Annotated in this window: 11 protein-coding genes and 1 tRNA gene; 8 read left to right on the forward strand and 4 right to left on the reverse strand. The window is 69.9% G+C overall.

What is annotated here, in order from left to right; genetic code table 11:
• The first annotated feature begins 113 nt into the window (after positions 1-113).
• Positions 114-563, forward strand: coding sequence for an SRPBCC family protein (locus tag VYL96_RS06785; RefSeq protein ID WP_063973184.1), 450 nt, complete (start codon positions 114-116; stop codon positions 561-563).
• 63 nt (positions 564-626) lie between these two features.
• Here VYL96_RS06785 and VYL96_RS06790 read toward each other — a convergent pair.
• A tRNA-Leu gene (locus VYL96_RS06790) sits at positions 627-703 on the reverse strand.
• A 79-nt stretch (positions 704-782) separates the two neighbouring features.
• Here VYL96_RS06790 and polA point away from each other — a divergent pair.
• The 4 genes from polA (at position 783) to VYL96_RS06810 (ending at position 6,374) form a co-directional block, all read left to right on the forward strand.
• The gene (gene polA / locus VYL96_RS06795; RefSeq protein WP_131885207.1) at positions 783-3,566 is read left to right on the forward strand and encodes a DNA polymerase I; all 2,784 of its coding nucleotides are present in this window, start codon (positions 783-785) and stop codon (positions 3,564-3,566) included.
• A gap of 152 nt (positions 3,567-3,718) precedes the next feature.
• Positions 3,719-4,621, forward strand: a complete 903-nt coding sequence (locus tag VYL96_RS06800) for an ABC transporter substrate-binding protein (protein ID WP_007632845.1) — start codon at positions 3,719-3,721, stop codon at positions 4,619-4,621.
• 11 nt (positions 4,622-4,632) lie between these two features.
• Positions 4,633-5,616, forward strand: a complete 984-nt coding sequence (locus VYL96_RS06805; protein ID WP_007632846.1) for an amino acid ABC transporter permease — start codon at positions 4,633-4,635, stop codon at positions 5,614-5,616.
• A complete protein-coding gene (locus tag VYL96_RS06810; RefSeq protein ID WP_131885206.1) occupies positions 5,613-6,374 on the forward strand; it encodes an amino acid ABC transporter ATP-binding protein in 762 nt (253 codons plus the stop codon). Before VYL96_RS06805 ends, VYL96_RS06810 begins: the two co-directional genes overlap by 4 nt.
• A gap of 45 nt (positions 6,375-6,419) precedes the next feature.
• Here VYL96_RS06810 and VYL96_RS06815 read toward each other — a convergent pair whose 3' ends face one another.
• Positions 6,420-7,226 carry a class I SAM-dependent methyltransferase gene (locus VYL96_RS06815; protein ID WP_223210248.1) on the reverse strand — a complete coding sequence of 269 codons (807 nt, stop codon included), beginning with the start codon at positions 7,224-7,226 and terminating at the stop codon, positions 6,420-6,422.
• Positions 7,227-7,318: 92 nt separating this feature from the next.
• Between VYL96_RS06815 and rpsA the strand changes: the two genes are divergently transcribed.
• Entirely contained in the window at positions 7,319-8,791 is a 1,473-nt protein-coding gene (gene rpsA / locus VYL96_RS06820) for a 30S ribosomal protein S1 (protein WP_131885204.1), read from the forward strand.
• A gap of 188 nt (positions 8,792-8,979) precedes the next feature.
• Positions 8,980-10,074, forward strand: coding sequence for a dephospho-CoA kinase (coaE, locus tag VYL96_RS06825; protein ID WP_131885203.1), 1,095 nt, complete (start codon positions 8,980-8,982; stop codon positions 10,072-10,074).
• Between the two features lie 31 nt (positions 10,075-10,105).
• Here coaE and VYL96_RS06830 read toward each other — a convergent pair whose 3' ends face one another.
• Entirely contained in the window at positions 10,106-11,668 is a 1,563-nt protein-coding gene (locus VYL96_RS06830) for a glycoside hydrolase family 183 protein (protein WP_131885202.1), read from the reverse strand.
• Between the two features lies 1 nt (position 11,669).
• The gene (locus VYL96_RS06835; protein WP_131885201.1) at positions 11,670-13,028 is read right to left on the reverse strand and encodes a glycoside hydrolase family 183 protein; all 1,359 of its coding nucleotides are present in this window, start codon (positions 13,026-13,028) and stop codon (positions 11,670-11,672) included.
• A gap of 198 nt (positions 13,029-13,226) precedes the next feature.
• On the opposite strand from VYL96_RS06835, the gene uvrB reads away from it, so the two are divergent.
• Positions 13,227-15,356: an excinuclease ABC subunit UvrB gene (gene uvrB / locus VYL96_RS06840; protein ID WP_131885200.1), complete on the forward strand. Its 2,130-nt coding sequence runs from the start codon at positions 13,227-13,229 to the stop codon at positions 15,354-15,356.
• Positions 15,357-15,414: the final 58 nt, after the last annotated feature.

Raw genomic sequence — 15,414 nt, forward strand, 5'->3', positions numbered from 1 at the left:
TACGGACCGCCGACGTCGGGCAGGATGGGAGTGGTCTGACGCGTCCACCGGGCGCCACCCTCGCGACCGCGTCGGGTGCGAGAGGGTCGGACCCACGAGGAGGAGTCACCGACATGGCCAGGGTCACCGCAACCAACACCATCGTCATCGAGGCACCGGTCGATGCCGTGACCACGGCGATCGCCGACTACGCCCGGGTCCGGCCGCGGATCCAGCCCGAACAGTTCAGCGCCTACCGGCTGATCGAGGGCGGGCAGGGCCACGGCACCGTCGCGGCCTGGAACCTGCAGGCGACGAAGAAGCGCAACCGCGACGTCAAGGCGACCGTGACGGTGGACGACGCGGGCGCGCACTGGTCGCTCGTGGAGAAGGACGAGAACTCGTCCATGGCCACCACGTACACCGTCCGCGAGGCCACGGGCGGCTCGCTCGTCGAGATGACCACGTCCTGGGACGGAGCCGGGGGAGTGGGCGGGTTCTTCGAGCGGACCTTCGCGCCGGCCGGCCTCAAGCGCATCCAGCACCAGCTGCTGACCAACCTCAAGGCCGACATCGAGGGATAGCTCCCTGGGGCGGGTGCTGAACGGCGTAGCGCTCCGGCCACGGTGCGGAACGGTGCGGCGAGGTGGTGCCCCCGGTCGGACTCGAACCGACACTGGACGGGTTTTGAATCCGTTGCCTCTGCCAATTGGGCTACGGGGGCGAGCGCGGCGAGCCGCTGGTCGGTGAGTCTAACCGACGACCGATGAGCGCCTGTCCGACGCCCGCCCTAGAGTGGCCGTGTGAGCACCACGAGCCAGACCACAGACGCCACCACCGCCGCACCCGCTTCCGCCGCCCAAGGGGAGGGGCCGGCGAGGCTGCTGTTGCTGGACGGGCACTCGCTGGCGTTCCGCGCGTTCTACGCACTGCCGGCGGAGAACTTCTCCACCGCGTCCGGTCAGCACACCAACGCCGTCTACGGCTTCCTGTCGATGGTGGCCAATCTCGTCACCGAGGAGGAGCCCACCCACCTCGCCGTGGCGTTCGACGTCTCACGGGCCACGCTGCACCGCACGGCCGAGTACCCCGAGTACAAGTCGACCCGTTCGGCCGCCCCGGAGGAGTTCAAGGGGCAGATCGAACTCATCCAAGAGGCGCTCGCCGCCCTCGGGGTACGGACGCTCTCGCTCGAGGGGCACGAGGCCGACGACATCATCGCCACGCTCGCGACAGGCGCCGCGCACTCGGACGACGCCCGGATCCTCATCTGTACCGGTGACCGCGACGCGCTGCAGCTCGTCTCCGACGCCGTCACCGTGCTCTACCCGGTCAAGGGCGTCTCGGAGCTCGCGCGCTTCACACCCGAGGCGGTCGAGGCGAAGTACGGCGTCACGCCGGCCCAGTACCCGGACGTCGCCGCGCTGCGCGGCGACAGTTCCGACAACCTGCCGGGGGTGCCGAAGGTCGGCGACAAGACCGCCGCCAAGTGGATCACCCAGTACGGCAGCCTGTCCGAGCTCATCGCGCACGCGGACGAGATCAAGGGCAAGGTGGGGGAGAGCTTCCGCGAACACCTTCCGCAGGTCCAGCTCAACCGCCGGATCACCGAGCTCACCCGGGACCTGGACCTGGGCGTCGAGCTCACCGACCTGGTCCGCTCCACCCCGGAGCGCGGCGATGTCAACGCACTGTTCGACCGGTTGGAATTCGGGCCCCAGGCCCGCGACCGCTTCCTGTCGGCTTTCCTGCCCGAGGGAGCCCCGGAGCCCGCCGCCGAGGTCGAGCTCGAGCAGGCGGCGCTCCTGCACGCCGGCGAGGTCTCGGACTGGCTCGCAGCGCACGCGCCGGCCGGGCAGCGGCACGGCCTCGTCGTCGTCGGCCCCTCCCGGCCCGGTGCCGGTGACGCACAGACCGTCACCATCGCCGCCGCGGGCGGCGCCTCCGCCCACGTCGACCTCGCGGCGATCGGCCCCGACGACAAGCAGGCCCTCCAGGGCTGGCTCGGGGACGACGCCGTCCACAAGGCGGTCCACGACGCCAAGGCCGCCACCCACGCGCTGATGGGGCGCGACCTCCGTCTCGGCGGAGTCACGATGGACGTCGCGCTGGCGGCGTACCTCGTCCGCCCGGGGCAGCGCAGCTACGGACTCGCCGAACTCTTCCAGCGCCACCTGCGCCGCGAACTCCCGGAGGCGGAGGCGGCGGAGAAGCAGCTGTCGCTCCTCGACGAGGTCGACGACGCCGAGGCCGCCCAGAGGGCCGCCGACGCCGCCGCGACCCGCGCCCGCGCGGTGGTCGACCTCGCCGAGCGCCTGGACGTGGAGCTGGAGCAGGTGCACGGTGCCACCCTCATGGCGGAGATGGAGCTTCCTCTCGTGCCGGTGCTCGCTCGGATGGAGTCCATCGGCATCGCGGTCGACGCCTCCGCGCTGGACGGACTGCGCGACGACTTCGCCGACCGTGGCCGGCAGGCGGCCGAGGCCGCGTACGCCGCGATCGGGGGCGAGCAGATCAACCTCGGTTCGCCCAAGCAGCTCCAGGTGGTCCTGTTCGAGACGCTCGGGATGCCCAAGACCAAGAAGACCAAGACCGGGTACACCACCGACGCCAAGGCGCTGGAGGAGCTGCTCGCCAAGGAGACGGGCGACACCCCGGGGCGGGCCTTCCTCGAGGCGCTGCTCCTGCACCGTGAGACGACGAAGATGCGCACGACCGTCGAGGGGCTCATCAAGACCATCGGCGACGACCGACGCATCCACACCACCTTCAACCAGACCGTCGCCGCCACCGGCCGCCTGTCCTCCACCGACCCCAACCTGCAGAACATCCCCGTCCGCACCGAGGACGGCCGGCGCATCCGCGGCTCGTTCGTCGTGGGTGAGGGGTACGACTGCCTGCTCACCGCCGACTACAGCCAGATCGAGATGCGCGTCATGGCGCACCTGTCCGGCGACGCCGGCCTCATCGAGGCCTTCCGCACCGGCGAGGACCTGCACTCGTTCGTGGGGTCCCGGGCGTTCGGCGTGCCGATCGACCAGGTCACCCCGGAGCTGAGGCGTCGCGTCAAGGCCATGAGCTACGGCCTCGCCTACGGGCTCAGCGCCTTCGGCCTCGCCGCCCAGCTCGGTATCAGCCAGGGCGAGGCGCGCGAGCAGATGGAGGCGTACTTCTCCCGCTTCGGCGGGGTCCGCGACTACCTCCAGGCGGTCGTCGAGCAGGCCCGGAAGGACGGGTACACCGAAACACTCTTCGGCCGTCGGCGCTATCTTCCCGAGCTCAACTCGGACAACCGGCTCAAGCGCGAGAACGCCGAACGTGCGGCCCTCAACGCGCCGATCCAGGGGACCGCCGCGGACATCATCAAGGCCGCGATGCTCAAGGTCGACGCCGACCTCACCGCACGGGGACTGGAGAGTCGCCTGCTCCTCCAGGTCCATGACGAGCTGGTGCTCGAGGTGGCGCCCGGCGAACTGGACGAGGTCCGTGGCCTGGTGGTGGACCGCATGTACTCCGCGATCGAGTTGGACGTGCCGCTGGACGTGTCGACCGGCACCGGTCCGAACTGGGACTCCGCCGCCCACTGACCGGGCCGGTGCGGGTGGGGGCGACCGGCGCGACGGAACCACGACGCGACAGAGATCACCGGGCCCGAACAGGTCGATTGGTTTTGAGCCGGTCCCCGTATGCCCTAGGTTCATTGCAGATTCGGCTTCCCGACGCCTGAAAGGGCACCCACATGACCCTCACCTCACGGCGCGGCCTGCGTGCCGCCCTGGCCATGACCGCCACCGCAGCCCTCGCCCTGACCGGCTGCACCACCAACACCGAGGGCCCGCAGGATTCCGGGGAGCCCCGCGAGGAGGTGTCGCTGGAGGCCGACGAGTCGATCGCCGCGCTCGTGCCCGCCGAGATCCGCGACAAGGGCGTCATCGTGATCGGCACCAACCCGCCGTACGCCCCCAACGAGTTCAAGGACGAGAACGGCGAGATCGTCGGCTTCGACATCGACGTGATGACCGCCGTCGCCCAGCTCATGGGACTCCGCGCCGAATTCCGCGAGTCGGACTTCGACCGGATCATCCCGGCGATCGAGGGCGGCACCATGGACATGGGCGCCTCGTCCTTCACCGTCAACGACGAGCGCCTCAAGACCGTCGACTTCGTGACCTACTTCGAGGCCGGGATCCAGTGGGCGTCGGCCGCCGGCAACGACGTGGACCCCGACGACGCCTGCGGACTGAGCGTGGCCGTCCAGCAGACCACCGTCTCCGACCAGGAGGACGTGCCCGCCCGGAGCAAGGCCTGCACCGACGCCGGCAAGCCCGCGATAGAGAAGGTCCAGTTCGATTCCCAGGACGAGGCCTCCACGGCCGTTGCGCTGGGCAAGGTCGACGCGATGTCCGCCGATTCGCCGATCACCGCGTACGCCGTCAAGCAGTCCGAGGGCAAGATGCAGCTCGCCGGCGACGTCTTCGACGCGGCCCCGTACGGCTGGCCGGTGCGCAAGGGCTCCGAGCTGACCGCGGCCCTCGAGGCCGCCGCCGACAAGCTGATCGAGACCGGCGACTTCGAGAAGATCGCCCAGAACTGGGGCGTCGAGGACGGCATGATCGACGACGCCGAGATCCGGAAGGGCTGAGGGAACGCCAGGTGAGCACCGCGGAGAGGGGGGCCGGGGCCCCCGCGGCGGACGCCCCGGAACCCATCAAGGCCGTACCGCTACGGCACCCGTGGCGCTGGGTGTCGGCGACGATCGTCCTCGTCCTGGTCTTCCTGTTCGTCTGGGGCGCGGCGACCAACCCGGCCTACGGCTGGGACACGTACGCCCGCTACCTGTTCGACACCAGGTTCGGGATGGCCGTGTTCTACACCATCGCGCTGACCGTGCTGTCGATGACCCTGGCCGTGGTTCTCGGCGTCATCCTCTCGGTCATGAGGATGAGCGCCAACCCGGTGCTCAAGGCCGTGGCGTGGGTCTACCTGTGGATCTTCCGCGGAACCCCTGTCTACGTCCAGCTGCTGTTCTGGGGACTGATCTTCACCATCTACCGACAGGTGCAGTTCGGCATCCCCTTCACCGACATCGACTTCATCCGGTTCGACGACACCATGGTGCTCTACTCGGCCTTCTGGTTGGCCGTGGTGGGCCTGGCGATGAACGAGGCCGCCTACATGGCCGAGATCGTGCGGGCCGGCATCTCGTCGGTGCCGGAAGGTCAGGCGGAGGCGTCCACCGCCCTCGGCATGACGTGGGGGCAGACCATGCGGCGCACGATCCTGCCGCAGGCGATGCGCGTGATCATCCCGCCGACGGGCAACGAGTTCATCTCGATGCTCAAGACCACCTCGCTCGTCGTGGCGATCCCGTTCTCCGGGGAGTTGTACGGTCAGGCGCGCGACATCTCGGGCGTCAACTTCCAGCCGATCCCGCTCCTCCTGGTCGCGGCCACGTGGTACCTCGTCATCACCAGCGTTCTCATGGTGGGGCAGCACTTCCTCGAGAAGAGGTTCTCGCGCGGGGCGACCCGCCAGCTCACCGGCAAGCAACTGCGCGCGCTCGCCGACGCGGACGGTCTCACGCCGTCCTCCCTCGCCGCGGCCGAGGCCGCCGACCCGTCCGGAGGTAGGCGATGACGCCGATGGTCAAGGCCGACCAGGTGGTCAAGAACTTCGGTTCCCTGAAGGTGCTCAAGGGGATCTCCCTGGAGGTGGCGGCGGGTGAGGTCCTCTGCCTGGTGGGACCCTCCGGTTCGGGGAAGTCCACCTTTCTGCGCTGCATCAACCACCTCGAGAAGGTCGACGCCGGTCGGCTCTACGTGGACGGCGACCTGGTGGGCTACCGCGAGAAGGGCGACAAGCTCTACGAGATTTCGCCCGCGGAGGCGGCCCGCCAGCGCCGCCACATCGGGATGGTCTTCCAGCACTTCAACCTGTTCCTGCACCGCACCGCGCTCGAGAACGTCATCGAGGCACCGATGCTGGTGAAGGGACAGTCGCGGGCGGAGGCCACCGAGCGTGCCCGCGAACTGCTCGACATGGTCGGGCTCGGCGCCAAGGCCGACGCCTACCCGGCGCAGCTGTCCGGTGGGCAGCAGCAGCGCGTCGCGATCGCCCGTGCGCTCGCGATGGACCCCAAGCTCATGCTCTTCGACGAGCCCACCTCGGCGCTCGACCCGGAGCTCGTGGGTGAGGTGCTCGGCGTGATGCGGGAGCTCGCCGATGCGGGGATGACCATGGTCGTGGTGACCCACGAGATGGGTTTCGCGCGTGAGGTCGCCGACACCGTGGCGTTCATGGACAACGGCGTCGTCGTGGAAGCCGGCAAGCCCGCCGACGTGCTCGCCAGGCCGACTCACCAGCGCACCAAGGACTTCCTGTCGAAGATCCTCTGAGCGCACGCGCCGAGCGCCGGCCGGGATGACCCCGGCCGGCGGGTGTCACGGCAGGGAGGCCACGAAGATCGCGGTGCCGGGGAAGATCCCGCCCCGCAGCGGGCTCCACTGCCCCCATTCCCGGTCGAGCCACTCCGGCCACTCCGGCTCGATGAGGTCCTGAACCACGAACCCGGCGGCGACCAGTTCGCGGATCCTGTCACCCACCGTCCTGTGGTGTTCGACGTAGGACAGCTCGCCGTCGTCGTCGTACTCGGTGTACGGCGAGCGGTCGAAGTACGGGAACACCGCCTGCAGCCCGTCGGGGCCCGGGTCGTCGCGGAAGATCCACCGCATCGGGTGGTTGACCGAGAACACGAACCGGCCACCCGGGCGCAGCACCCGCGCCGCCTCCGCCATCACGCCCGCCGAGTCCGCCACGAAGGGGATCGCGCCGAACGCGGAGAACGCCACGTCGAAGCTCGCGTCGGCGAAGGGGAGCCGCCCGGCGTCGGCCTGGATCAGCGGCACGGAGGCCGCCGGTCCGGACGAGCGGCTCGCCGCCTCGGCGCCCACCCGGAGCATGCCCGCCGACAGGTCCACGGCCACGGCGCGGGCACCCTGCCCGGCGATCCACCGCGCGCACGGCGCGGAACCGCTGCCGATCTCCAGCACGTCGCGGCCCGCCACGTCGCCGAGCAGGTGCCAGTCGCCCTCGTGCAGGCCCTCGGGGCACCAGATGAACTCGCCGTCGGGGGAGTGCGCGCCGAGGAAGTCGCCGTGTTCCTCGTGGTAGTCCGAGGCCTCCGAGTCCCACCACGAGCGCGAGGCTCGGACCGACTCTCCATGTCCGGGGGGGTTTGTGGACGTCACGGCAGAAGCGTACAGTTGACGGTCGCGTGCGTACGCGTTCGCGTTCAGTCCGTCCACCTACGATTCCTATCCACCTCGGAGCACCCCACCCTATGACCACCAACACCACGTCCCCGCAGGTAGCCGTCAACGACATCGGCTCCGCTGAGGACTTCCTCGCCGCCATCGACGCCACGATCAAGTACTTCAACGATGGTGACATCGTCGAGGGCACGATCGTCAAGGTCGATCGCGACGAGGTCCTGCTCGACATCGGCTACAAGACCGAGGGCGTCATCCCCTCGCGCGAACTCTCGATCAAGCACGATGTCGACCCGGGTGAGGTCGTCGAGGTGGGCGACGAGGTCGAGGCCCTGGTCCTCACCAAGGAGGACAAGGACGGCCGTCTGATCCTGTCCAAGAAGCGCGCCCAGTACGAGCGTGCCTGGGGCACCATCGAGGAGCTCAAGGAGAAGGACGAGGCCGTCAAGGGCACCGTCATCGAGGTCGTCAAGGGCGGCCTGATCCTCGATATCGGCCTTCGTGGCTTCCTCCCCGCCTCGCTGGTGGAGATGCGTCGCGTCCGCGACCTGCTGCCCTACGTGGGCCAGGAGCTCGAGGCCAAGATCATCGAGCTGGACAAGAACCGCAACAACGTCGTGCTCTCGCGTCGTGCGTGGCTGGAGCAGACCCAGTCCGCCGTGCGTTCCGAGTTCCTGCACCAGCTGCAGAAGGGCCAGGTCCGCAAGGGCGTCGTGTCCTCGATCGTCAACTTCGGTGCGTTCGTCGACCTCGGCGGCGTCGACGGTCTGGTCCACGTCTCCGAGCTGTCCTGGAAGCACATCGATCACCCGTCCGAGGTCGTCGAGGTGGGCCAGGAGGTCACCGTCGAGGTGCTCGACGTCGACCTGGACCGCGAGCGCGTCTCCCTGTCGCTGAAGGCCACCCAGGAGGATCCGTGGCGGCACTTCGCCCGGACCCACGCGATCGGCCAGATCGTCCCGGGCAAGGTCACCAAGCTCGTCCCGTTCGGTGCGTTCGTGCGCGTCGAGGAGGGCATCGAGGGCCTGGTCCACATCTCCGAGCTGGCCGAGCGCCACGTCGAGGTCCCCGACCAGGTCGTCTCCGTGGGCGCCGACGCCATGGTCAAGGTCATCGACATCGACCTCGACCGTCGTCGTATCTCCCTGTCGCTCAAGCAGGCCGACGAGGACTACACGGAGGAGTTCGACCCGTCGAAGTACGGCATGGCCGACAGCTACGACGAGGCCGGCAACTACATCTTCCCCGAGGGCTTCGATCCCGAGACCAACGAGTGGCTCGAGGGCTTCGAGAAGCAGCGCGAGGAGTGGGAGAACCGCTACGCGGAGGCCGAGCGTCGCCACAAGATGCACACGGCCCAGATCGAGAAGGGTCGCGTGGCCGCTGCGGAGGCCGCCGAGGCCGCGCCGACCAACTACTCGTCGGAGTCCGCCCCGTCCTCGCGTCCGGCTGCCGACGCCGGCACCTCCGAGACCACCGGCGGTTCGCTGGCCTCGGACGAGCAGCTGGCCGCCCTGCGCGCCAAGCTCGCCGGCGGCGAGTGATCGCCGCAGCCTGACGGCGCCCCGAGCGCCCGAGAGCATCGGCCGCGGCCCCGGAGGGTCGCCCACCACGGTGGGTACCCTCCGGGGCGGCGGTATATTTCGCGCGCCCGGAGCAGCGCGCCCCGGAGTCGCCCGCCCGGAGCCGCCCGCCCGGACGGGCGGCCGGACGGTCACCTAGACTCCAGACCATGCTGATGGTGGGTCTGACCGGTGGGATCGGCGCCGGCAAGTCAACGGTGACGGCGGTACTCGCGGACGCGGGAGCGGTGGTCGTGGACGCCGACCGCATCGCGCGCGAGGTCGTCGAACCCGGCAGTCCCGGGCTGGCGATGCTCGTCGCCGAGTTCGGCGAGGACATCCTCGGACCCAACGGTGCGCTCGACCGCGCCGCCCTCGCCGCCAAGGCGTTCGTCGACGACGAGCGCACGGCCGCACTCAACGCTATCACCCACCCGCTCATCGCGGAGCGGACCGCCGAGCTCTACAACTCGGCCCCCGCGGACGCGATCGTGGTGCACGACATGCCGCTGCTCGTCGAGGGCGGGATGGCCCCCGGATACCACCTCGTGATCGTGGTCGACACCCCGGCCGAGATCCGGCTCCGGCGGCTCGTGGAGCAGCGCGGGATGCCGGAGGAGGACGCCCGAGCCCGGATGGCCAGGCAGGCGACCGACGAGGCCAGGCGGGCCGTGGCCGACGTCCTGATCGACAACTCCGGCGACCGGCAGACCACCATCGATCTGACCAACGCCCTCATCGAGGTCAGGCTGAACCCGTTCGAGCACAATCTGCGGACCGGCACGCCGGTGATCGGGGACCGTACCGTCGTCCCGTTCCGCCCCGAGTGGGCCGGCGAGGCGGAGCGCGCGTGCGCGAGGCTCCGCCACGTGGTGGGCGAGATCGCCACGCGGATCGACCACGTCGGGCCGACGGCGGTCGACGGACTCGACGCGCCGGATGTCATCGATCTGCAGGTCACGGTGCGCGATGCGCCGGCGGTCGAGTCCGCGCTCGCCAAGCTCACCGGGGCCGGGTACGTCCGGGACCGATCGAGCGAGAGCGATCGACCGCTGTTGCACTGGTGCGACCCCGCGCGCCCACTGGAGGTGTCCGTGGTCGCCGAGGACGACCCGGAGCACGAGTTCGCGCTGTTGATGGCAGAAGTGATCGGTGCCGATCCCGGTGCCCGCGCCGAGTACTCGGAGATCCTGCGCCGGGCGAACCGTGAGGAGACGCGTCGCTTCGAGCGCACGCTGTGCGAGGCCTCGCGCCGCGGTCGCTAGGCCGCCGGCACGAGGCCGCGAGGCGGAGCGGTCATTCGCCGGGGACGACCCCGTCCACGAGCTCGGAGACCGGCACCTGGCGGATCACCTCGGTTTCCAGCGGCCCGGGGGCCACGCCGCGCGCTGAGCGGGAGCGGTCCGGGAACACCTCCGGTAACCGGGTGCGTACGAGGAAGACGTTGTACGCGTTCCAGGTGGTGACGAGGTAGTACAGGTCCTCGCCCTGCGCCCAGGGGTGCATGAACGCCCCGTACACGCCGGGGAGCATGGAGTAGTCCACCAGCGTGGTCGGGGCGCTCCACGGCCCCTCGGGGCGGTCCGCGGTGCGCAGGACCACCGAGTCGAAGCCCTGGGAGTACATCGCCGTGTACTTGCCGAGATGCTCGTTCCACATGGTGGAGATCTCGCTGGCCGGGGCGGGCAGGACGCGACCGGCCGCGCGGATGTCCGACACCCACTTCGTGCCGTCCCAGTATTCGTAGGCGCCGGGGTCGAGCACGCCCGCGGTCGGCGGGGCGCCGGGGGCGTCGAGGTCGTCGGCGGCCGGGGAGCCGTCGAGGGGGACCCGGGCGACGATCGCGCCGCCCTGGCGTCCGGAGGGCGTGAGGTACTCGTAGAGGTGATCGTCGGTGGTGAGGAAGGAACTCATCTGCGCTCCGCGCCACGCGGCGTCGACACCGGGCGACCCGGCGCCCGTGGGGACGGTGTCGGTGATCGGCCGGGCCATCGAGGGCACGACGGTCCAGTTCTCGCCGTCGTCGACGGAGTAGGCCAGTCCGGAGTAGTTGGTGGTCCACGACCCCGGTTGGCCCCAGTGCGCCACGGACATGAACCGCAGGTACTGGACGCCGTTCACGGCGATGCCCGCGGTGGGGATAATGGTCACCTCACCGGGCAGCCCCGAGCGGGGCACGATGGACTTGGCGAGTCCGTCGGTGCCCATGGCGGCGGAGTCGATGGTGAGGCCGTCGGTGAGGTCGGTGTCCGCCGATCGGAACAGGACGTTCGACCGCCATTGGGTCCCGGGGACGGTGCAGTCGCCCATCGTGTCGCCGAACGCCATGAGCACGCGGGGCTCGTCGGGATCGCCGTTGTCCCACATGATGCCGAGGTCGGTACCGCCCACGCCGAAGCGGCTGATGGACTCGGAGGGGCTGGTGGGCCCGGTGACGAGTTGCTCGAACCGGGTGGGGCCGCGCAGGACGGGCACCGTGCCCTCCTCGCCGGTGATCCACGGCGGCATCCCGTAGACCGAGCCGACCAGCGGATCGAGGGAGCCGGACAGTCCGTTGCCGAGCGACCCGGTCTCCAGCTCGCGGACGAGCGAGCCCGAGCGGTCGGCCGAGCCGAGCGCGCGCGAGGTGGAGCCGATCGATCCGGAATCGCCGGACGATCCGAGGGAACCGAGGGACCCGGTGGCCATCCCGGCGCCGGTGCGGTGTTCGAGCAGGGAGCCGAAGTTGCCGAACATCTCGCTGCACGGGCCCGCGGAGGCGGTTCCGACACCGAGGGTGCCGATGGCGGTGACCGAGGCGGCGAGCGTGACGGACGCGGCGGTGAGGGCCCCGGCCAGGCGGGGGAGGGAGCGTGCCACGTCAGGCTCCCGGGAGGTCGCGGCGCTCGACGAGCACGGTCTCACCGGTCTCGGCGGGGTCCGGGGTGTTGCGGGTCCAGCTGTCGTCGGTCGTGCGCATCCTGGCGTTGGGGTTCGGGAAGGTCCGCGGCGCGATGTCGGTGAGGTCCGTGTGCATGAGGAAGACGTTGTAGGCGTCCCAGGTGGACATCGTGTAGTAGAGGTCCTCGCCGTCGGTCTCGACGGCGGGGCTCCACGGGTGCACGAAGGCACCGTAGAGGGTGGGGACCTGGCTGTACGAGACGAGGATGTCCTCGCCCGACCACGGGCCCCACGGGTTCTCGGCCTGCGCCATGACGATGTTGTTCTGGCGGTTGTTGTACAGCGCGATGAAGCGGTCGAGGTGTTCGCTGTAGGTGACGGACAGCTCGCTCACGGTGGTGTTGATGGTCGGCGCTCCCAGGACCGGGCGGGCGTCCCGGTGCTCCCGGGACCAGCCGGCGCCGGTCCAGTACTCGTAGGCGTCCATGTCCTCGATATCGGCCTCGGGCACCCGGGCGAGGCGCGCGGAACCGCTGCGGCCCGACGGCGTGAGGTACTCGTAGAGGAATCCCTCGTGCTTGAGGAAGGCGCTCATCTGGCCGTCGGTGTGGCGGGTGAACTCCTCGCCGAGCTCGGCGGGCAGGGGCATCGGCGCGGTGCCGCGGCGGGCGGTGCCGGAGACTGGCTGCCAGTTCTCGCCGTTGTCGGCCGAGCGGGCGAGCGCGGAGTAGTTGGTGGTCCACTCGCCGGGCGCGCCCCAGTGCTCCACGGACATGTACCGCAGGTACTGGACGCCGCCCACCTCGACGCCGGCGGTCGGGATCACGGTGGTCTCGCCGGGCATGTTCGACCGGGGGAGGATGGACTTGGCCATCCCTGGCCGCTCCATGGGCGCGTTCTTGATGCGCATGCCGTCGTGCAGCGTGCGGTCGCGCGAGCGGAAGAGGATGTTGCTGCGCCACTGGTCACCCGGCACGGAGCAGTCGCCCATGGTGTCGCCGAGGGCCATGTGCACCTGGTCCTCGCCGCCGGCGCCGCCGTTCTCCCACATGATCCCGAGGTCGGTGCCCCAGATGCCGAACCGGTCGACCGTGTCGTTGGGGCTGGTGGGCCCGGTGAGGAGCTCGACGGTGGTGGTTCGGCCCTTGAGCACCGGGATGTAGCCGGACCCGCCGTCGTGCCAGGGGGTCGCCGGGCGCCCGAATGCGCCGATCGAGCCGACGGAGGAGCCGCCGAGGGAACCGCTCCCGCCGGTGGGGGGCCACGGGTCGCACGGGGCGGCCGAGGCGACGGGTGCGAGGAGGGAGAGCGCCCCGGCCGCGAGGGAGGCCGTGGTCACCGCGGCCAGGGACCGCGCGCCCCGGTGGCGGGGAGGGCGAGCAGGGGTACGACGACGAGGGGGGCTCCAGGCCACGGTGTTCTCCAGACGACACGACGATAGGTGAGGAAGAGTCAAGAGTACGGTAGTTGTCGCCTGTGACATCGGTCAGGAGATCGCCGGTGGGCGGGGGTGGGCGAGTGCTCGTACGCTGGTGGCATGGCATTCGCGACCGAGATCCCCGACGACGGGATCCCCGCCGACCCGACCGTCCTCTCGTACTCGGAATTCCGACCGATCGGCGACGTCGAACGCAGCACCAACCGCTTCGAGGTGGTCAGCGAGTTCACGCCGTCCGGCGACCAGCCGACGGCGATCGCCGAGCTGAGCGAGCGGCTCGCCCGGGGGGAGCGCGACGTCGTGCTGCTCGGCGCGACCGGCACCGGCAAGTCCGCGACCACGGCGTGGCTCATCGAGAAAGTGCAGCGCCCCACGCTGGTGATGGCGCCCAACAAGACGCTCGCGGCACAGCTGGCGAACGAACTGCGCGAGATGCTGCCCAACAACGCGGTCGAGTACTTCGTGTCGTACTACGACTACTACCAACCGGAGGCGTACATCGCGCAGACGGACACCTTCATCGAGAAGGACTCGTCGATCAACGACGACGTCGAGCGGCTACGCCACTCCGCGACGTCCTCGCTGCTGTCCCGGCGGGACGTGGTGGTGGTCAGTTCCGTCTCGTGCATCTACGGCCTCGGCACTCCCCAGTCGTACCTCGACCGGTCCGTGTCCCTGGCGGTCGGGCAGGAGGTCGACCGCGACCAGCTGCTCCGCCTGCTGGTGGACGTCCAGTACGAGCGCAACGACGTGTCGATGACCCGGGGCACCTTCCGCGCCAAGGGCGACACGGTCGACATCATCCCCACCTACGAGGAGCTCGCGGTCCGCATCGAGTTCTTCGGTGACGAGGTTGACGCGCTGTACTACATCCATCCGCTGACCGGCGACGTGGTCCGCCGGGTCGACGAGGTGCGCATCTTCCCGGCCACCCACTACGTCGCGGGGCCGGAGCGGATGGCCAAGGCGATCGCGTCGATCGAGGAGGAGCTGGAGGTCCGGCTCGCCGAGCTGGAGAACCAGGGAAAGCTGCTCGAGGCCCAGCGGCTGCGCATGCGGACGTCCTACGACATCGAGATGATGCAGCAGGTGGGGTTCTGCTCGGGCATCGAGAACTACTCCCGCCACATCGACGGCCGGCCCGCGGGTAGTGCGCCGGCGACCCTCATCGACTACTTCCCCGAGGACTTCCTCACGGTCATCGACGAGTCCCATGTGACCGTTCCACAGATCGGCGCGATGTACGAGGGCGACGCCTCCCGGAAGCGCAATCTCGTCGACTTCGGCTTCCGTCTGCCGTCCGCCCTGGACAACCGGCCGCTGACGTGGGAGGAGTTCTCCGACCGGGTGGGGCAGACCGTGTACCTCTCCGCGACGCCGGGCCCGTACGAGATGGGCCGCACGGGCGGTGAGTTCGTCGAGCAGGTGATCCGGCCGACCGGCCTCGTCGACCCCAAGATCGTGGTCAAGCCCACCAAGGGGCAGATCGACGACCTCATCGGGGAGATCCGCGCGCGGGCCGAGCGCGACGAGCGTGTGCTGGTGACCACGCTGACCAAGAGGATGTCCGAGGACCTCACGGACTACCTGCTCGAGCTCGGCGTGCGGGTACGGTACCTGCACTCGGAGATCGACACGCTGCAGCGCGTCGAACTTCTGCGGGATCTGCGTCGCGGCGAGTACGACGTGCTGGTGGGCATCAACCTCCTGCGCGAGGGCCTCGACCTGCCCGAGGTTTCCCTCGTGGCGATCCTCGACGCGGACAAGGAGGGGTTCCTCCGGTCGAGCACCTCGCTCATCCAGACGATCGGACGCGCCGCGCGAAACGTCTCCGGCGAGGTCCACATGTACGCCGATACCATCACCGACTCGATGCGGTACGCGATGGAGGAGACCGAGCGGCGCCGCGACAAGCAGATCGCCTACAACACCGAACACGGCATCGACCCGCAGCCCCTGCGCAAGAAGATCGCCGACATCCTCGACCGGGTCGGGGAGGAGCGCGGTGACGCCGCCGACGGCGCGGACCGTCCGGAGCTGCTCGGCGCGCGTGCGGTGGGGGACGCCGCCCGGCCGCGCAAGGAGCTCGAGAAGCTCATCGAGGAGATGACCGAGCAGATGATGTCCGCCGCCACGGACCTGAGGTTCGAGCTGGCGGGCCGGCTCCGCGACGAGATCGCCGAGCTGCGTAAAGAGCTCAAGGGGATGCGCGAGGCCGGAATCGACTGACGCGGACGGTGCGGCCACGCGCGCCCGGCCGCGAGTGCAGAGCGCGCTTACCGTACGC

The organism is Dietzia maris, from assembly GCF_036287335.1.
Classification (GTDB): Bacteria; Actinomycetota; Actinomycetes; order Mycobacteriales; family Mycobacteriaceae; genus Dietzia; species Dietzia cinnamea.

Bases quoted from the DNA above. Each gene is read 5' to 3' on its own strand.
- VYL96_RS06785 (WP_063973184.1), top strand. From the start codon at position 114: ATGGCCAGGGTCACCGCAACCAACACCATCGTCATCGAGGCACCGGTC.
- VYL96_RS06800 (WP_007632845.1), top strand. From the start codon at position 3,719: ATGACCCTCACCTCACGGCGCGGCCTGCGTGCCGCCCTGGCCATGACC.
- VYL96_RS06810 (WP_131885206.1), top strand. From the start codon at position 5,613: ATGACGCCGATGGTCAAGGCCGACCAGGTGGTCAAGAACTTCGGTTCC.
- rpsA (WP_131885204.1), top strand. From the start codon at position 7,319: ATGACCACCAACACCACGTCCCCGCAGGTAGCCGTCAACGACATCGGC.
- coaE (WP_131885203.1), top strand. From the start codon at position 8,980: ATGCTGATGGTGGGTCTGACCGGTGGGATCGGCGCCGGCAAGTCAACG.
- uvrB (WP_131885200.1), top strand. From the start codon at position 13,227: ATGGCATTCGCGACCGAGATCCCCGACGACGGGATCCCCGCCGACCCG.